Source organism: Pseudomonas sp. AN-B15 (assembly GCF_019056475.1).
GTDB lineage: Bacteria > Pseudomonadota > Gammaproteobacteria > Pseudomonadales > Pseudomonadaceae > Aquipseudomonas > Aquipseudomonas parakoreensis.
This window is the reverse complement of the sequence record NZ_CP049737.1, coordinates 6106348-6125387: the sequence shown is the minus strand read 5'-3', so window position 1 is coordinate 6125387 and position 19040 is coordinate 6106348. Positions and strand designations below refer to the sequence as shown.

General features: G+C 61.1%; 16 protein-coding genes. 12 read left to right on the top strand and 4 right to left on the bottom strand.

Annotated elements, in window-relative coordinates:
- Positions 1-40: 40 nt before the first annotated feature.
- Together GTQ41_RS27820 and aspA are read right to left on the bottom strand one after the other, a co-directional pair.
- Complete coding sequence (locus GTQ41_RS27820) at positions 41-1486, bottom strand: sodium:alanine symporter family protein (protein WP_047297319.1); 1446 nt, start codon at positions 1484-1486, stop codon at positions 41-43.
- A gap of 486 nt (positions 1487-1972) precedes the next feature.
- Positions 1973-3397 (bottom strand): aspartate ammonia-lyase, encoded by a 1425-nt coding sequence (gene aspA / locus GTQ41_RS27815; protein ID WP_041474969.1) that lies wholly within the window; start codon positions 3395-3397, stop codon positions 1973-1975.
- Positions 3398-3577: 180 nt separating this feature from the next.
- Between aspA and GTQ41_RS27810 the strand changes: the two genes are divergently transcribed.
- The 5 genes from GTQ41_RS27810 to GTQ41_RS27790 all read left to right on the top strand — a co-directional run bounded on the left by GTQ41_RS27810 (position 3578) and on the right by GTQ41_RS27790 (position 7402).
- The gene (locus GTQ41_RS27810) at positions 3578-4486 is read left to right on the top strand and encodes a LysR substrate-binding domain-containing protein (RefSeq protein WP_041071648.1); all 909 of its coding nucleotides are present in this window, start codon (positions 3578-3580) and stop codon (positions 4484-4486) included.
- Between the two features lie 331 nt (positions 4487-4817).
- Positions 4818-5309, top strand: a complete 492-nt coding sequence (purE, locus tag GTQ41_RS27805; protein WP_003229641.1) for a 5-(carboxyamino)imidazole ribonucleotide mutase — start codon at positions 4818-4820, stop codon at positions 5307-5309.
- A 10-nt stretch (positions 5310-5319) separates the two neighbouring features.
- A complete protein-coding gene (locus GTQ41_RS27800) occupies positions 5320-6402 on the top strand; it encodes a 5-(carboxyamino)imidazole ribonucleotide synthase (RefSeq protein WP_047297318.1) in 1083 nt (360 codons plus the stop codon).
- 116 nt (positions 6403-6518) lie between these two features.
- On the top strand, positions 6519-6764 hold the full coding sequence (locus GTQ41_RS27795) for a GlsB/YeaQ/YmgE family stress response membrane protein (protein WP_003229635.1): 246 nt from the start codon (positions 6519-6521) through the stop codon (positions 6762-6764).
- Between the two features lie 101 nt (positions 6765-6865).
- Positions 6866-7402, top strand: a complete 537-nt coding sequence (locus GTQ41_RS27790) for a DUF3299 domain-containing protein (protein WP_007962278.1) — start codon at positions 6866-6868, stop codon at positions 7400-7402.
- A gap of 83 nt (positions 7403-7485) precedes the next feature.
- On the opposite strand, the gene GTQ41_RS27785 is transcribed toward GTQ41_RS27790, so the two are convergent.
- Positions 7486-8385 (bottom strand): D-hexose-6-phosphate mutarotase, encoded by a 900-nt coding sequence (locus GTQ41_RS27785; RefSeq protein WP_047297317.1) that lies wholly within the window; start codon positions 8383-8385, stop codon positions 7486-7488.
- Positions 8386-8443: 58 nt separating this feature from the next.
- Positions 8444-8848: an acyl-CoA thioesterase gene (locus tag GTQ41_RS27780; protein ID WP_003229628.1), complete on the bottom strand. Its 405-nt coding sequence runs from the start codon at positions 8846-8848 to the stop codon at positions 8444-8446.
- Between the two features lie 377 nt (positions 8849-9225).
- Between GTQ41_RS27780 and GTQ41_RS27775 the strand changes: the two genes are divergently transcribed.
- From GTQ41_RS27775 to GTQ41_RS27745, 7 genes are all read left to right on the top strand, one after another.
- On the top strand, positions 9226-10524 hold the full coding sequence (locus GTQ41_RS27775) for an MFS transporter (RefSeq protein WP_047297316.1): 1299 nt from the start codon (positions 9226-9228) through the stop codon (positions 10522-10524).
- Positions 10525-10755: 231 nt separating this feature from the next.
- The gene (locus tag GTQ41_RS27770) at positions 10756-11757 is read left to right on the top strand and encodes a phosphate ABC transporter substrate-binding protein PstS (protein ID WP_034152107.1); all 1002 of its coding nucleotides are present in this window, start codon (positions 10756-10758) and stop codon (positions 11755-11757) included.
- A 454-nt stretch (positions 11758-12211) separates the two neighbouring features.
- Positions 12212-14245 carry an ABC transporter permease subunit gene (locus GTQ41_RS27765; protein ID WP_174376841.1) on the top strand — a complete coding sequence of 678 codons (2034 nt, stop codon included), beginning with the start codon at positions 12212-12214 and terminating at the stop codon, positions 14243-14245.
- A 15-nt stretch (positions 14246-14260) separates the two neighbouring features.
- The gene (gene pstA / locus GTQ41_RS27760; RefSeq protein ID WP_041071636.1) at positions 14261-15931 is read left to right on the top strand and encodes a phosphate ABC transporter permease PstA; all 1671 of its coding nucleotides are present in this window, start codon (positions 14261-14263) and stop codon (positions 15929-15931) included.
- 184 nt (positions 15932-16115) lie between these two features.
- Entirely contained in the window at positions 16116-16949 is an 834-nt protein-coding gene (gene pstB, locus GTQ41_RS27755) for a phosphate ABC transporter ATP-binding protein PstB (protein WP_007962289.1), read from the top strand.
- A gap of 72 nt (positions 16950-17021) precedes the next feature.
- Positions 17022-17783, top strand: coding sequence for a phosphate signaling complex protein PhoU (gene phoU / locus GTQ41_RS27750; protein ID WP_007962290.1), 762 nt, complete (start codon positions 17022-17024; stop codon positions 17781-17783).
- A 178-nt stretch (positions 17784-17961) separates the two neighbouring features.
- Complete coding sequence (locus GTQ41_RS27745; protein ID WP_047297314.1) at positions 17962-18915, top strand: response regulator; 954 nt, start codon at positions 17962-17964, stop codon at positions 18913-18915.
- Positions 18916-19040 lie beyond the last annotated feature (125 nt).

Here is a 19040-nt window from a genome sequence, read left to right as displayed (position 1 = left end):
ATAACTGACGGGCGCAGGGGATGCGCCCGTCATTCACCTGTCAGCGTTGCGCTGCAGGGATGCCTTGCGGCTCGACTGCGGTCTTGCCGGCGGCTGGCGCCTCGGTCGGCCAGGCCTTCAGGTCCAGATCCAGATCGGCAAATTTGCTGGAGTCGAACACCGGCTGCTTGATGCCGGCGCGGCGCTGCTCGTCGTAGTCGCGCATGACACGCATGCCGACCTTGAACAGCATGGCCAGGGCCATCAGGTTGACGAAGGCCAGGCAGGTCATGGTGATGTCGGCGAAGGCGAACACGGTCGAGAGGTCTTGCATCGAACCCCATACCACCAGCGCCAGGACCAGACCGCGGAACAGCATCAGCACAGCGCGGTTGCGGCTGAGGAACTGCAGGCTGTTTTCGCCCAGGTAGTAGTTGTAGAGGATGCAGGTGAAGACGAACAGCGACAGCGCAACGCTGACGAAGATGCGCCCCCAGTCACCGACCACGGCGGCCAGCGAGTTCTGGGTCAGGACGATGCCGTCACCTTCGAAGCCCGGGGTGTAGAAGCCCGACAGCAGGATCAGCAGTGCGGTGCATGTGCAGATCACGAAGGTGTCGAGGAACACGCTGAAGGCCTGAACCACGCCCTGAGCGCCCGGGTGTTTCACCGAGGCCACGGCGGCGACGTTCGGCGCACTGCCCAGGCCCGCTTCGTTGGCGAACACGCCACGCTTCACGCCCATGACGATGGCGCTGCCGAGCAGGCCACCGAAGGCCGGGTCGAGACCGAAGGCGCTCTTGAAGATGGTTTCCAGCATCGCTGGCACGTGCTCGATCTGGGTGCCGATCACGTACAGGGTCACGCCGATATAGGCTAGGGTCTTGACCGGCACCAACAGGTCGGACACCGCAGCGATGCGCTTGATACCGCCGATGAAGGTGATGGCCAGCAGCACCGCCAGGACGATCCCGGTGTGGCGTGGGTCGAAGGCAAAGGCGTTTTGCAGCGAGTGGGTCACGGTGTAGGACTGCAGGCCGATGAAGGCGAAGCCGTAGGTGACCAGCAGCAGGACCGAGAACACCACTGCCATGCCTTTCAACTTCAGGCCGTGCTGGATGTAGTAGGCCGGGCCGCCACGGTACAGGCCGTCGCCGTCGGCGCGCTTGTAGACCTGCGCCAGGGTGCATTCGAAGAAGCTGCTGGACATGCCGACCAGTGCGGTCACCCACATCCAGAACACCGCACCCGGACCACCGAGGGTCACGGCGATGCCGACACCGGCGATGTTGCCTGCACCGACGCGGCCGGCAAGGCTGAGCATCAGGGCCTGGAACGAGCTGAGTTGCCCGCCGCTGCTTTTCAGGCTGTCGCGGAACACCGCGAACATGTGGAAGAAGTGGCGCAATTGAACGAAACGCGAGCGAATCGTGAAGTAGCTACCGAGCCCGACAATGAGCACGATCAGTACTTTCCCTGAGAGGAAGTCGTTGATGACTTCGAGCATGGATTTTTCCTCGCTGTTTTTTGTGTAAGCAAATGCTGGATGTTCAGAAACATCGCGTTACACCGGTTTGCGCGCGGCACGACAGGTGAGGCGAAGGTTTCGTCCCGGATCCATTTCGCGGGTTTGTTATTAGTTCGGGTTTCGCATGGGTTATGGCCTCGTTACCGACGACCGCTCACGCGAAGAGGGGCGGCACTATACCGATCAGTGCGGCGCCCGTCTGCACGCTCGTGGTGCAAGCGACGAAACGAGAGTTGCTGCAAAATCAAAAGATCGCAGCCTTCGGCAGCTCCTACAGGGTTACATCCATCATGTAGGAGCTGCCGAAGGCTGCGATCTTGGCGGTATCAAATACACAAAACATTTAACGTCCTGCCCGCAAAGAAGTTAAAAAAAAGGGCTTGGGGACTGATCCCCAAGCCCTCAAAAGGTGAGAGGTGTCTAGTCCCTCGACCTGGTGAGCGGTGCTACAAATAACGCGTCGGCTCAGGCTTTGAGCGGAACCAGACGCGGGGCAATCATGTTTTCCGGGCGCAGGATGTCGGCGAGCATGGCTTCGTCGAGCAGGCCTTCTTCGCGCACCAGTTCCAGCACGCCACGGCCGCTTTCAAGGGCGATACGGGCGATGCGGGTGGCGTTTTTGTAGCCGATGTACGGGTTCAGCGCGGTGACCAGACCGATCGAGTGCTCGACCAGTTCGCGGCAGCGGGCTTCGTTGGCGGTGATGCCGACGATGCAGTGCTCGCGCAGCATGTCCATGGCGCGTTGCAGCAGGCGGATCGAGTCGAGGATCTTGAACGCGATCAGCGGCTCCATCACGTTCAGCTGCAGTTGGCCGCCTTCGGCTGCCATGGTCAGCGCCAGATCGTTACCGATGACCTGGAAGGCCACCTGGTTAACGGCTTCCGGAATCACCGGGTTGACCTTGCCAGGCATGATCGAGCTGCCTGGCTGACGCGCTGGCAGGTTGATCTCGTTGATGCCGGTGCGTGGGCCGCTGGATAGCAGGCGCAGGTCGTTGCAGATCTTCGACAGCTTGACCGCGGTGCGCTTGAGCATGCCGGAGAACAGCACGAAGGCGCCCATGTCGGAGGTGGCTTCGATCAGGTCGGCAGCGGGCACCAGCGGCTGACCGCTGATCAGCGCCAGACGCTGGACGGCCAGCGCTTGATAGCGCGGGTCGGCGTTGATGCCGGTGCCGATCGCGGTACCGCCCAGGTTCACTTCAGTCAGCAGTTCCGGGGCCAGCGTCTTCAGACGGGCCAGGTCTTCGCCCATGGTGGTGGCGAACGCACGGAACTCTTGACCCAGGGTCATCGGCACGGCGTCTTGCAGCTGGGTACGACCCATCTTCAGGACGTGGTTGAATTCTTCACCCTTGGCGGCGAAGGCCTGAATCAGGCTGTCGAGGCTGGCCAGCAGCGAATCGTGACCCAGCAGCAGACCCAGGCGAATGGCGGTCGGGTAGGCGTCGTTGGTCGACTGCGCCATGTTCACGTCGTCGTTCGGGTGCAGGTACTGGTACTCGCCTTTCTGGTGACCCATTGCTTCGAGCGCAATGTTGGCGATCACTTCGTTGGCGTTCATGTTGGTGGACGTACCGGCGCCACCTTGAATCATGTCGACCACGAACTCTTCGTGGAAATCACCGCGGATCAATCGGGCACAGGCTTCGCTGATGGCAGCGTGCTTGGCTTCGCTCAGATGACCCAACTCACGGTTGGCGTCAGCGGCGGCCTGTTTGACCATCGCCAGACCCACAACCAGTTTCGGGTAATGCGAAATCGGAACGCCGGAGAGACGGAAGTTGTTCACCGCTCGCAGGGTCTGGATGCCGTAATACGCTTGAGCCGGTACTTCGAGGGCGCCAAGCAGGTCGTTTTCTGTGCGGAAAGATGCAGCGGAGGACATGATAGAAATCATCTCGATATGGACCCGGTCTATGCCGGAACGCTGCGAATGCTAGGCTTACAGGATTTTTTGGGCCAATGCTGTTAAACACTGGCCTATGCACATTCGGTATAATGCCCGTGTGACGCCGCCTGCGCGGCAGACGTGTGACCTGTTTTGGTGCGTTCCCGGGAGGGCGTGATGAATCTGGAAAGCAAATGGCTCGAGGACTTCAGTGCCCTGGCCGCCACCCGCAGCTTCTCGCAGGCGGCCGAACGGCGCTTCGTGACCCAGCCGGCGTTCAGTCGGCGGATCCGCAGCCTCGAAGCGGCGCTGGGCCTGACGCTGGTCAACCGCTCGCGCACGCCGATCGAACTGACGGCGGCCGGGCAACTGTTTCTGGTGACCGCGCGCACCGTGGTCGAACAGCTCGGCGAAGTGCTGCGCCACCTGCATCACCTGGAAGGCGGGCAGGGCGAAGTGATGCAAGTCGCCGCCGCGCACTCGCTGGCGCTGGGATTCTTCCCGCGCTGGATCGCGCAACTGCGCAATGAAGGGCTGAACATTGCCACACGGCTGGTCGCGACCAACGTCGGCGACGCGGTGCACGCGCTGCGCGAAGGCGGCTGCGACCTGATGCTGGCGTTCTACGACCCGGACGCAGCGATGCAGATGGACCCGGAAATCTTCCCGTCGTTGCACCTGGGCCAGACCGAGATGCTCCCGGTGTGTGCGGCGGATGCCGAGGGCAAGCCGCTGTTCGATCTGGAAGGTGACGTCAGCGTACCGTTGCTGGCGTACAGCGCCGGGGCGTTTCTCGGGCGCTCGGTAAATGGTCTTTTGCGTCAGCGTCAGCTGCGCTTTACCACCATCTATGAGACCGCCATGGCCGACAGCCTGAAAAGCATGGCCCTGGAAGGCCTCGGCATCGCCTGGGTACCGCAACTGAGCGTGCGCGCCGAGCTGGCCCGCGGCGAACTGGTGGTCTGCGGCGGCCCGCAATGGCATGTACCGCTGGAAATTCGCCTGTACCGCTGCGCACTGGTGCGCAAGGCCAACGTACGGTTGCTCTGGCGCAAACTTGAGGGCGGCGCTGCACAGGCTTCCTGAGCCCACCCAACAACCCTGTGGGAGCTGGCTTGCCAGCGATAGCGGTGGGTCAATCACCGCCTGTGGTTACTGATCTGACGCCATCGCTGGCAAGCCAGCTCCCACAGGTATCGTGGGATGCTGGAGCGCTGACCTTCAAGTCAATAAAACCGGGCCTTTCGCTGATTTGACAGATGGTCGTTTCGGGGGCTGTTTATTGGCATCTTTGCGGTATACTGCGCGGCCTTCGGCCGGTACGTCCGGCCATTTTTCGTACAATCAAGCCACGCAATCCTGCGTGGCTTGTTGTTTTTGACGCGCCTGCGGGCGCCCAGAGAGAAGAGGCGCGACGATGAGTGCACTGGTTGGCGTGATCATGGGCTCCAAGTCCGATTGGTCCACCCTTAGCCACACCGCCGATATGCTGGAAAAGCTCGGCATCCCGTACGAGGTCAAGGTGGTTTCCGCCCACCGCACCCCGGATCTGCTGTTCCAGTACGCCGAAGAGGCTGAGGGCCGTGGCATCGAGGTGATCATCGCCGGTGCCGGTGGCGCAGCCCACCTGCCAGGCATGTGTGCGGCCAAGACCCACCTGCCGGTGCTGGGCGTTCCGGTGCAGTCGTCGATGCTCTCGGGCGTCGATTCGCTGCTGTCGATCGTGCAGATGCCAGCAGGCATCCCGGTTGCCACCCTGGCCATCGGCAAGGCCGGCGCGATCAACGCCGCGCTGCTGTCGGCGAGCATCCTCGGCGCCAAGCATCCACAATTCCACGCGGTACTGAAAACCTTCCGTGCCGAGCAGACAGACAGCGTCCTGGACAATCCAGACCCACGTATTGCCTGAGGTTGTTGAGATGAAGATCGGTGTAATCGGTGGCGGCCAGTTGGGCCGCATGTTGGCGCTGGCGGGCACTCCGCTGGGCATGAACTTCGCTTTCCTCGACCCCGCGCCGGACGCTTGTGCCGCCGCGCTGGGCGAACACCTGCGGGCCGATTACGGCGATCAGGATCACCTGCGCCAACTGGCTGACGAAGTCGACCTGGTGACCTTCGAGTTCGAAAGCGTCCCGGCGGAGACCGTGGCGTTTCTCTCGCAATTCGTCCCGGTCTATCCGAGTGCCGAAGCCCTGCGCATCGCTCGCGACCGCTGGTTCGAGAAGAGCATGTTCAAGGACCTGGGCATTCCGACTCCGGCCTTCGCCGACATTCAATCGCAAGCCGACCTGGACGCCGCCGTGGCTTCGATCGGTCTGCCGGCCGTGCTGAAAACCCGCACCCTGGGGTACGACGGCAAGGGTCAGAAAGTCTTGCGCAAGCCAGAAGACGTGGTGGGTACGTTCGCCGAACTGGGCAGCGTGGCCTGCCTGCTGGAAGGCTTCGTGCCGTTCACCGGCGAAGTCTCGCTGATCGCCGTGCGTGCCCGTGATGGCGAAACCCGCTTCTACCCGCTGGTGCACAACACCCACGACAGCGGCATCCTCAAGCTGTCGGTGGCGAGCACCGATCACCCGCTACAGGCGTTGGCCGAAGACTACTCCAGCCGTGTGCTCAAGCAGCTGGATTACGTCGGCGTGATGGCGTTCGAGTTCTTTGAAGTCGACGGTGGCCTCAAGGCCAACGAGATCGCCCCGCGTGTGCACAACTCCGGGCACTGGACCACCGAAGGCGCCGAGTGCAGCCAGTTTGAAAACCACCTGCGTGCCGTGGCCGGTCTGCCGCTGGGTTCGACCGCCAAGGTCGGCGAGAGCGCGATGCTCAACTTCATCGGTGTGGTTCCTCCGGTCGAGAAGGTCATCGCTATCGAAGATTGCCATCTGCACCACTATGGCAAAGCCTTCAAGGCCGGGCGCAAGGTTGGTCACGCCAACCTGCGCTGCGCCGACATGGCCACGCTGCAGGCGCAGATCGTCAAGGTCGAAGCGCTGATCGCCGAGTAACGACAGTTTCATCTGGCAGCGGCGGAACCATTCAGGGCTCGCCGTTCTCTCATGGCAGGATGCCAAAGTCTGACTAGGCTTTGGCATATCTACCATTGAGTGTCAGAGGGAATGCCATGGGAATTATCGGAACCATCTTTATCGGCTTGATCGTCGGCCTGCTGGCACGCTTCCTCAAACCGGGCGATGACAGCATGGGCTGGATCATGACCATCCTGCTCGGTATCGGCGGTTCGCTGGCGGCCACTTACGGCGGCCAGGCCCTGGGTATCTATCAGGCAGGTCAAGGCGCAGGCTTCATCGGTGCGCTGGTCGGCGCGATCGTGCTGCTGGTGATCTACGGCCTGATCAAAAAGAACTGATCCAAGCGACCAAGTCCTCTCTGCCAACGCGGCAGGGAGGGCTAGAATGCTCGGCGATTCGACGTCCTTCCTTATCCGAGCATCTTTTACCGAGCACCTCCATGCGCCGTCTTTTGTTGACTCTCCTTTTGCTGGGCAGCGGTCTGGCCCACGCCGGCGAACTGCCGGAAACCGACTGGCTGGAACTGATGCCCAAGTCGGACCAGAAAGCCCTCGAGGCCATGCCCGAAATCGACCACAATTCCCCGGAAGCCACCGGCACCTTCACCGAGAAGGGCGGCATGAAGCAGGCCAAGGGTTTGCCGGCGGTGATGTATTCGACCAAGACCGTGGCGTCGATGAACGACAAGCACATCCGCATCGGTGGCTACCCGGTGCCGCTGGAGTCCGATGCCAAGGGGCGCAGCACGCTGTTCTTCCTCGTGCCATACCCGGGCGCGTGCATCCACGTACCGCCACCGCCGCCGAATCAACTGGTGCTGGTGCGTTATCCCAAGGGCTTGAAGCTGGATGATATCTACACGCCGCTGTGGGTGACCGGCACGCTGAAGATCGAGAAGGTCAGCAATGACCTGGCCGACGCGGCGTATGCGCTGGATGCGGACAAGGTGCGGGTGGTGCAGGAGTCTGATCTCTAAAGCAAAAGATCGCAGCCTTCGGCAGCTTCTACATTGGAATGCGTTTCCCTGTAGGAGCTGCCGAAGGCTGCGATCTTTTGATCTTAAAGCGGTTTACTACCGACGCTGACACCCATCGTATGGCTCGCACCCGACGCCAGATTTACCACATCATTCATCACATTCGCCGTCTCGATGCACAGCATGCGCTGCCAGCCGTCGTTGTCCATGTCGGCCAACGCTGCCGCACGGTCTATCCACGGGTTCCAGATCACCGCGGTGCGTGAGCCAGTGGCGGTCAGTACGATGCGCCGCTCCCAGGCCGGGTCGACGATGCTCAGTTGCGGTGGCGCATCAAGATAGATGCGGTCGGTTTCGCCAGCGAAATGCAGGTCACCTTGCTGGTTGTGGGTTTTCCACTCATCCAGCGTCTCGATGTAATCCAGACCGTCCACACCGTCGACGTGCACGTTGCGCACATCGCTGACTGCGAAATAAGTGTGCAGCGCCTGGCTGATGCTGACGGCTTCGGCACCTCGGTTGTGGCTGGTCAGGCTGATGTGCAACTGATCATTCAGATGCAGGGTCAGGATCAGGTCAACCTGATGCGGCCAGCCCGGCAGGCCACCTTCGGGGTAGGGCAGCTTGAATTCGACCTTGACGCCGTCAGCCTCTGATTCGATGCCGCCCAGCTCCCAATCCATCGCTCGCACCAGACCGTGTGCGGGTGCCGGTTGCTCACCGGTGTACATGGCCTGCACGCTCTGCGGGTTGCGTTCGAACTTGCCGAACCATGGCCAGCATACCGGCACACCGGCGCGGATGCTCTTGCCGGTCTTGAACACAGCCTTGTCATTGAGCCAGATGATCGGCGGCTGGCCGTCGATCTGATAACTGAGGATGTGCGCGCCTTGCTGGGCCACCAGCACTTCGGCCTGACCGTGGCGGATGCGCCAGCAGTTCAGTTCATCCAGTTTCACGGCTTCAACGTTGGGCGTGTTCATGGGACAGCTCTCGATCAGACACTTGGGACGACTATCGACCGCAAAACCGCGGTGAGGTTTAACGTGCGCGCGGCGGCACCGAGCGGGTGCGACCGCTGCCGTCGATGGCGACGAAGACGAACACCGCCTCGGTCACTTTACGCCACTCGCTGGACAGCGGATCGTCACTCCACACTTCGACCATCATCTGGATCGAGCTACGGCCGATTTCCAGGGTCTGGGTATAAAAGGACAATTGCGCGCCGACCGCGACCGGCACCAGAAAGGCCATGCGGTCGATGGCCACGGTTGCCACACGGCCACCGGCAACGCGGCTGGCCATCGCGGTCCCCGCCAGGTCCATCTGCGCCACCAGCCAGCCGCCGAAAATATCGCCAAAGCCGTTGGTTTCGCGCGGGAGTGCGGTGATTTGCAAGGCCAGGTCGCCTTGCGGGATCGGATCTTCTTGTTCGAGCTCTATCATGCCGGGGGTGCCTCTGACCCGTGACTCTTCGTTGGTATTGCTGGTGGTAGCCGTCTTAAGGAAAAACGATTCAGCACCGAACATACTGCGTTCGTCACGTTTTCCATAGGCGCCTAAAGGGGAAACTCTGCGAAACCGGCTGATCCCGTTCAAAAACCGGGCCAACGACGTTTTCGCACAGCAACCCCCTACAAACCGGAGCAAGGTTGCGAGTATATCGGTCGGTAGACTCCGCGACGACCATCGGGTTCTGATTTTGACCGGCAAATACGCGCCTCTATGTGCTTTTTCGAACAATTTGCTATGGTGCCGAACCTGCCCAAGCCACAGCCAGCGTTGTTGTGGCGGTAGATCCGCCTATAAGAGAAGCCCTTGCCATGACCACAGCGCCTTCGAGCCTCGCGCAGCCCGAGCAACCTGCACGCCCCCTGACCCGCAATGATTACAAGACTCTGTCGCTATCGGCCCTGGGCGGTGCGCTGGAGTTTTACGATTTCATCATCTTCGTGTTCTTCGCCACCGTGGTCGGCAAGCTGTTCTTCCCGGCCGACATGCCCGAGTGGCTGCGCCTGATGCAGACCTTCGGCATTTTCGCCGCCGGTTACCTCGCGCGGCCGCTGGGCGGCATCGTCATGGCGCACTTCGGCGACCTGCTGGGGCGCAAGAAAATGTTCACCCTGAGCATTTTCATGATGGCCGTGCCGACCCTGATCATGGGCCTGCTGCCAACCTACGCACAGATCGGCCTGTGGGCGCCGATTCTGTTGCTGCTGATGCGAGTGATCCAGGGCGCAGCGATTGGCGGTGAGGTGCCGGGGGCGTGGGTCTTCGTTTCCGAACACGTACCGCAAAAGCACATCGGCTACGCCTGCGGCACTCTGACCAGCGGCCTGACTGCCGGCATTTTGCTCGGCTCGCTGGTCGCCACGGCAATCAACAGCATCTACACGCCAGTGGAGGTGTCCGACTACGCCTGGCGGATCCCATTCCTGCTCGGCGGCGTCTTCGGTCTGTTCTCGGTGTACCTGCGCCGCTGGCTGCACGAAACCCCGGTGTTCGCCGAGCTGCAACTGCGCAAGGCGCTGGCCGAGGAAGTGCCGTTGCGTGCGGTGCTGCGTGACCATCGCGGGGCGATTGCGATCTCGATGCTGCTGACCTGGCTGCTGTCGGCCGGTATCGTCGTGGTGATCCTGATGACCCCGACCGTGCTGCAGACGGTCTATCACTTCTCGCCAACGATGGCGCTGCAATCGAACAGCCTGGCGATCGTGTTCCTCAGCGTCGGCTGCATTATCTCTGGCGCCCTGGCTGACCGATTCGGCGCCGGCCGGGTGTTTGTCTTCGGTAGCCTCGGCCTGCTGATCAGCTCCTGGACTTTCTATCACAGCCTCGCCGATCACCCGAACTGGCTGTTCCCGCTGTATGCGCTGACCGGTCTGCTGGTCGGCACCATCGGCGCGGTGCCTTATGTGATGGTGAAAGCGTTCCCGCCGGTGGTGCGCTTCAGCGGGCTGTCGTTCTCGTACAACGTGGCGTACGCGATCTTCGGTGGCCTGACGCCGATGGTGGTCAGCCTGTTGCTTAAAGAGAGTGCGATGGGCCCGGCCTACTATGTGGCGGTGCTGTGCACGATGGGGATTCTGGTGGGGGCGTGGCTCTGGAAGAAGGGGCGCTGATCCGTAATTTCCTCCAGTAGTACCGGCCCCTTCGCGAGCAGGCTCGCTCCCACATTGGAATGCATTTCAACCGTGGGAGCGAGCCTGCTCGCGAAGGGGGCCACTCGAATCATTCAGCAAGACCCAGATGCTGGCCTTTCATCCAATTGTCATATTTCAGCCATAGAGTGTTCACACGGCCTGCTGATACTTGGCCCCGACTTAACACACCCTATCTGCTAGGAGTAAGGCATGAAACTGAAGCGTTTGATGGCGGCAATGACTTTTGTCGCTGCTGGCGTTGCGACTGCCAACGCGTTCGCCGCTGTTGACCCTGCTATCCCGAGCTACACCAAGACCACTGGTGTGTCGGGCAACCTGTCCAGCGTCGGTTCCGATACCCTGGCCAACCTCATGACCCTGTGGGCTGAGAACTACAAGAAAGAATATCCGAACGTAAACATCCAGATTCAGGCTGCTGGCTCCGCCACCGCGCCACCTGCGCTGACCGAAGGCACCTCCAACCTGGGCCCGATGAGCCGCAAGATGAAGGACACCGAACTGGCGGCCTTCGAACAGAAATACGGCTACAAGCCAACCGCTATTCCGGTGGCCGTGGACGCCCTGGCGGTGTTCGTGCACAAGGACAACCCGATCCAGCACCTGACCATGGAGCAGGTTGACGCGATCTTCTCGTCCACCCGTCTGTGCGGCGCCAAAGCCGACGTGAAAACCTGGGGCGACCTGGGCGTGACCGGCGACCTGGCCAACAAGCCAGTGCAACTGTTCGGTCGTAACTCGGTATCCGGCACCTACGGTTACTTCAAGGAAGAAGCCCTGTGCAAAGGCGACTACAAGCCTAACGTCAACGAACAACCAGGTTCGGCGTCGGTTGTGCAGTCGATCAGCTCCTCGCTGAACGGCATCGGCTACTCGGGCATCGGCTACAAGACTGCCAGCGTGAAGACTGTTGCTCTGTCGAAGAAAGGCAGCACTGACTTCATCGAAGACACCGAAGAAAACGCCCTGAACGGCAAGTACCCTCTGTCGCGCTTCCTCTACGTTTACGTGAACAAGGCTCCGAACAAGCCTCTGGCCCCGCTGGAAGCCGAGTTCGTGAAACTGGTTCTGTCCAAACAGGGCCAGGAAGTGGTGGTGAAAGACGGCTACATCCCACTGCCAGCCAAGGTTGCTGCAAAAGCACTGGCTGACCTGGGTCTGCAGGAAGGCGGCGCTGAAGTCGCAAAAAAGTAACAAACTGAGTCAGGGGTAAACCCCGCCTGACTCATGTGGGAGCGAGCCTGCTCGCGAAGGGGCCTTCAGAACCGGCACTTTCGCGAGCAAGTTCGCCCCACACTCCCCGAATTCTTTTATCCACTGCCAGTGCCCTGCTGGCGGCGGATTTGCTGCGTCACTGCATTGTCATCTTTCTGTCATACAGGATCGCTAGGGTGTGCGCATGAATGATCTGGCCAATTCCAAAATGACTACGAACCCTCCCAAGCGCATTGACTTCAATACGCCTGAGTTGCAACGCAAGCGCCGCATTCGCGCGCTCAAGGATCGCTTCACCCGCTGGTACGTCCTCGTTGGCGGGCTGGCGGTGCTGGCAGCCATCACCCTGATCTTCTTCTTCCTCGCCTACGTCGTTGCCCCGTTGTTCCAGGGTGCCAGCCTGACCGCGAAAGATGCCATTACCCCGGCCTGGATGCAGGACGCCGGCAAGCCGCTGATGATTTCGCTCGAAGAGCAGAATCAGGTGGCGATGCGCGTTTCCGACAAGGGCCAGGCACTGTTCTTCGACATCGACAGTGGCGCTGAATTGAAACGCGTCGATCTGCCGGTTCCTGCTGGCGCGACCGTCACTTCCATTGGCGAAGATCAGCCAGGTCATCCGCTGGTAGCGGTGGGCCTGTCCAATGGCCAGGCGCTGGTGTTCCGTCACACCTATAAAGTCAGCTATCCCGATGGCAAGAAAACCATCACCCCGGCCATCGAATACCCGTACGGCGAAGCGCCGATCGCGGTGAACGAGAGCGGCGGGGCGCTGGAACATGTGAGCCTCAACGCTACCGATTCGACGCTGATGCTGGTGGGTTCGACCGGTGCGCAACTCAATGTGCTGTCGCTGACCAGCGAAGAAAACATGATGACCGGCGAAGTCACCAACGAGCAGAAGCGTATCGAACTGCCGCAGATGACCGAGCCGGTGAAAAACATCTTCGTCGACCCGCGCCAACAATGGCTGTACGTGGTCAACGGGCGCGCCCAGGCCGACGTGTTCAGCCTGCGCGACAAGAGCCTCAACGGTCGCTACAAACTGCTGGAAAACGCTGACGCAGAGGTCACCGCGAGCACGCAACTGGTGGGTGGCATCTCGCTGATCATCGGTGACTCCAAGGGTGGCCTGGCCCAGTGGTTCATGGCCCGTGATACCGATGGCGAACTGCGCCTGAAGCAGATCCGTACCTTCCAGATGGGCACCACGCCGATCGTTGAAATCACTGCCGAAGAGCGTCGCAAGGGCTTCGTGGCCCTCGATGCCAGCGGCAAGCTCGGTGTGTTCCACAGCACCGCGCACCGCACGTTGCTGGTCGAGCCGGTGGCCGAAGGTCAGGGCCTGTTCGGCCTGTCGCCGCGCGCCAACCGGGTGATCGTCGAGGCGGGCGGCAAGCTGCAACCGCTGCTGCTCGACAACCCGCACCCGGAAGTGTCGTGGAGCGCGTTGTGGAGCAAGGTCTGGTACGAGAACTACGACGAGCCTAAATACGTCTGGCAATCGACGGCGGCTAACACCGATTTCGAACCGAAACTGAGCCTCTCGCCACTGACCTTCGGTACCCTGAAAGCCGCGTTCTACGCGATGCTGCTGGCGGCACCGCTGGCGGTTGCTGCTGCGATCTACACTGCGTATTTCATGGCCCCGGGCATGCGCCGCAAGGTCAAGCCGGTGATCGAGCTGATGGAAGCGATGCCGACGGTGATCCTCGGGTTCTTCGCCGGTCTGTTCCTCGCCCCGTATGTGGAAGGGCATCTGCCGGGCATCTTCAGCCTGCTGATGCTGTTGCCGATCGGCATTCTGGTGGCCGGTTTCACTTTCAGTCGCCTGCCTGAATCGATCCGCCTGAAAGTCCCGGATGGCTGGGAAAGTGCGCTGCTGATTCCGGTGATTCTGTTTGTCGGTTGGCTGTCGCTGTACATGAGCCCGTACATGGAGAACTGGTTCTTCGGCGGTGACATGCGCATGTGGATCTCCCACGACCTGGGCATCACCTACGACCAGCGCAACGCTCTGGTGGTCGGTCTGGCGATGGGTTTTGCGGTGATCCCGAACATCTACTCGATTGCCGAAGACGCCGTGTTCAGCGTGCCGCGTGGCCTGACCCTCGGTTCCCTGGCGCTCGGTGCCACGCCGTGGCAGACCATGACCCGCGTGGTGATCCTCACCGCCAGCCCGGGCATTTTCTCGGCGCTGATGATCGGCATGGGCCGTGCGGTCGGTGAAACCATGATCGTGCTGATGGCCACCGGTAACACCCCGGTCATGGAAATGAACCTGTTCGAAGGCCTGCGCACCCTGGCCGCCAACGTCGCGGTGGAAATGCCCGAGTCGGAAGTCGGCGGCAGCCACTACCGCGTGCTGTTCCTTTCGGCGCTGGTGTTGCTGTTGTTCACCTTCGTCATGAACACCCTGGCAGAACTGATTCGTCAGCGTCTGCGCAAGAAATACTCGTCGCTTTAAGAAAGGTAGAAGTCTGTGAAACAGAACTCCCTGAATGGATGGTTCAAGAGCGGCGCCCCGGGCGTCTGGATCAGCGGTGGCGCGGTGTCCATCGCGGTCATCATGACCATTGGCCTGCTGGCGGTGATTGCCGTGCGCGGTCTGGGTCACTTCTGGCCGGCGGACCTGATCCACGCCAGCTACGACGTACCGGGCCAGGCCAATCACCTGGTCATCGGCGAAGTGGTACAGAAAGAAGAAGTACCGCGCGCACGCCTGAAAAGCGCCGGCCTGCCGGTGCCTGATCAGGGCCCGGAATTCATGACCCGCGAGCTGATCAAGGTCGGCAACCGTGACCTCAACGGCAACGACTTCACCTGGGTGGTCGGCGAGTGGTTGACCAAGCAGACCACGCCGCCGGAACTGATGGCGATCGAGCGTCGCGAGTGGGGCAACTTCTACGGCTACCTGGTCAACGTCAAACAGGACGGCAAGGTCATCGCCGAAGGTGAAGCGGCGTGGCCTGAGCTGCAAGCGCGGATCAACCGGGTGAACGGCCTGGCTGCACAGCTCAAATCGCTGGAAAAGACTGACATCGGTGCGATCAACGCAGGGCTGGAACGCATCCGTCTGCACGGGCGCAAGCTGGAACTGGACGGCAAGCTCGACGCCACCGCGCAAGCGGACATGGACGCCGAGCGTGCCGAGCTGAACGCGCGTTATCAGGATGTCGAAGCACGCCTGAGCGATCTGCATGCGCAGTTCAACCGCGACGCGTTGACCGCCCGCGATGCCAACGGCAAAGAGATCGAAATCAGCCTGGGCAAAGTGGTTCACGCTTACCAGCCGAACGCCATGGGCACGATGACCAAGATCGGTTTCTACTTCGGCAAGGTCTGGGAGTTCCTCTCGGATGACCCGCGTGAAGCGAACACTGAAGGCGGGATCTTCCCGGCGATTTTCGGCACCGTGATGATGACTCTGATCATGGCAATGATCGTCACCCCGTTCGGCGTGCTGGCGGCGGTGTACCTGCGTGAATACGCCAAGCAGAACACCCTGACCCGAGTGATCCGCATCGCGGTGAACAACCTCGCCGGTGTGCCGGCGATCGTCTACGGCGTGTTCGGTCTGGGCTTCTTCGTCTACGTGCTGGGTGGATCGGTCGACCGTCTGTTCTTCCCTGAAGCGCTGCCGGCGCCGACGTTCGGCACACCGGGTCTGCTCTGGGCTTCGTTGACCCTGGCGCTGCTGGCGGTGCCGGTGGTGATCGTGGCGACCGAGGAAGGTCTGGCGCGTATCCCGCGCACCGTCCGTGAAGGCTCGCTGGCACTGGGCGCGACCAAGGCCGAGACGCTGTGGAAGATCGTCCTGCCAATGGCCAGCCCGGCCATGATGACCGGCATGATCCTCGCCGTGGCTCGCGCCGCCGGTGAAGTGGCGCCGCTGATGCTGGTGGGTGTAGTGAAACTGGCACCGTCGCTGCCGGTCGACGGCAATTACCCGTACCTGCACCTGGACCAGAAGATCATGCACCTGGGCTTCCACATCTATGACGTCGGCTTCCAGAGCCCGAACGTCGAAGCGGCACGGCCGCTGGTGTACGCCACGGCGTTGCTGCTGGTGCTGGTGATCGCCACGTTGAACCTGTCGGCGGTGTGGATTCGTAACCACCTGCGCGAAAAATACAAAGCACTGGATAGTTGACACAAACCCTGTGGGAGCTGGCTTGCCAGCGATGCAGACGACGCGGTCTGCCAGTAACACCGCGGTGATGCCATCGCTGGCAAGCCAGCTCCCACAGGAATCGCGACAGACACAGAATTTGAGTAACCCGCTGGCGTTGTCCGGCGGTACAACGAACCGAATTTGTTAGCACAGGGAGCCTCCCATGCAGCACGAAACACATACCCACGGCATCAACATGTCGGCCCTGGGTCGCGACAAGCAGAGCCTGAGCCTCGAGCAGGAAACGGTGGCCATTGAAGTCCCGGGCCTGAGCCTGTTTTACGGTGAGAAGCAGGCGCTGTTCGACGTCAGCATGAACATCCCGAAACAGCGCGTGACCGCGTTCATCGGCCCGTCCGGCTGCGGCAAGTCCACGCTGCTGCGCACCTTCAACCGCATGAACGACCTGGTGGACGGCTGCCGTGTCGAAGGTGCGATCAACCTGTACGGCAACAACATCTATCGCAAGGGTGAAGACGTCGCCGAATTGCGTCGCCGCGTCGGCATGGTGTTCCAGAAGCCCAACCCGTTCCCGAAGACCATTTACGAAAACGTGGTCTACGGTTTGCGCATTCAAGGCATCAACAAGAAGCGTATCCTCGACGAAGCCGTCGAGTGGGCGTTGAAAGGTGCTGCACTGTGGGATGAGGTCAAAGACCGTCTGCATGACTCGGCACTCGGCCTGTCCGGTGGTCAGCAGCAGCGTCTGGTGATTGCCCGCACCATCGCGGTTGAGCCGGAAGTGTTGCTGCTCGACGAGCCGTGCTCGGCCCTCGATCCGATCTCGACCCTGAAAGTCGAAGAGCTGATCTACGAGCTGAAGTCCAAGTTCACCATCGTCATCGTGACCCACAACATGCAGCAGGCCGCGCGGGTTTCCGACTACACGGCGTTCATGTACATGGGCAAACTGGTGGAATTCGGCGACACCGACACCCTGTTCACCAATCCGGCGAAGAAGCAGACCGAAGACTACATCACCGGTCGTTACGGCTAGCAGATGGCGGTTGCTCACAGAAATTGACGCTGCGGCCCGCCGCACCTTACCGGACGCTCCAAGGACGCCACCATGATTAGTAAAGAAGGCCTTACCCACCACATCTCCGCGCAGTTCAACGCTGAACTGGAAGAAGTGCGCAGCCACCTGCTGGCCATGGGCGGGCTGGTCGAGAAGCAGGTCAACGACGCGGTCACCGCACTGATCGAGGCCGACTCCGGCCTGGCTCAGCAGGTGCGCGAGATCGACGACCAGATCAACCAGATGGAACGCAACATCGACGAAGAATGCCTGCGCATTCTCGCCCGTCGTCAGCCGGCGGCGTCCGACCTGCGTCTGATCATCAGCATCTCCAAGTCGGTGATCGATCTGGAGCGCATCGGCGACGAAGCGACCAAGATTGCCCGCCGTGCCATTCAGCTGTGCGAAGAAGGCGAAGCGCCGCGCGGTTACGTCGAAGTGCGTCATATCGGCGACCAGGTGCGCAACATGGTGCGCGATGCGCTGGACGCGTTTGCCCGCTTCGACGCCGATCTGGCCCTGTCGGTGGCGCAATACGACAAGGTCATCGACCGCGAATACAAGACCGCGCTGCGTGAGCTGGCCACCTACATGATGGAAGACCCGCGCTCTATTTCGCGGGTTTTGAGCATCATCTGGGTGCTGCGTTCGCTGGAGCGGATCGGCGACCACGCGCGCAACATCTCGGAGTTGGTGATCTACCTGGTACGCGGCACCGATGTGCGGCACCTGGGCCTCAAGCGCATGAAAGAAGAAGTTCAAGGCACAAGCGGCGAAACCGCTAATGTTCCGGGCGATGCTGACGATAAGTAAGATTGCCTGAGAAAAGCGCCCGGCCCTTTGGCCGGGCGTTTTTGTTTATGGCGCTTGAGCAGAAAATCGAATTAAAAAGCAGCACCCGCGAACGAAAAGTCCCGGCGTGACTGAAGATTGTTGGCAATGTGCCATCAGCAAAGCGGTATGCTTGCCGGGATTTTTATAGGGGTGTTGGATGAGCAAGATCAGTGTGTTGGTCGTGGACGACGCTTCGTTCATTCGCGACCTGGTGAAAAAGTGCCTGCGTAATTACTTCCCGGGAATCCGCACCGAGGACGCCATCAACGGCAAAAAGGCTCAGGCCATGTTGGCCAAGGAAGCATTCGACCTGGTGCTGTGCGACTGGGAAATGCCGGAAATGTCCGGTCTTGAACTGCTGACCTGGTGCCGCGAGCAGGACAATCTCAAGACCATGCCATTCATCATGGTCACCAGCCGTGGTGATAAAGAGAACGTGGTGCAGGCGATTCAGGCCGGCGTTTCCGGCTATGTCAGCAAGCCGTTCACCAACGAGCAACTGCTGACCAAGGTCAAGCAGGCGCTGAACAAGGTCGGCAAGCTCGACACCCTGATGAACAGCGCGCCGACCAAGATGAATTCGGCATTCGGCAACGATTCCCTGAGCGCGTTGACCGGTGGCAAGCCTGCAATGGTCGGTGCTGCGCCGGCCGCTGCGGCGGCCAATCCGTTCGCCAAGCCTGCCGCTGCGGCGGCACCTGCTGCGGCGCCGTCCCGCGGCTTGCTCAACAGCCCGCCAGTCCAGGCTCCGGCCGCCTCCAAAGCCCCGGCCGGAGGTCGTGGCCAGGGCCAGTTGCGCCTGCCAGGCGGCACCCAGCAATGCGTGATCAAGGCCCTGAGCATCAAGGAAGCGCTGTTGGTGGTGAAACGCACCGAGACCTTGCCGCAGATTCTCGACAGCGCTGTGCTCGATCTGGAGCAGGGCGACAACGCCGAAATCGCCCGCCTCAACGGCTACCTGCACGCCATCGTTGCCCACGAACAGAAAGCTGACAGCGACTGGCTGCAACTGACATTCCGTTTCGTCGACCAGGATGCGCAGAAGCTCGACTACATCTCGCGCCTGATCGCCCGCGGTACGGCGCAGAAGCACTTCGTTCCGGGCGCGTAAGCGGCGTCTGTGAAAAGATCGCAGCCTGCGGCAGCTCCTACATTGGAATGCATTTCCCTGTAGGAGCTGCCGCAGGCTGCGATCTTTTGCTTTGTGCGCTGGGCAATTTGAAACATCTGTCGACT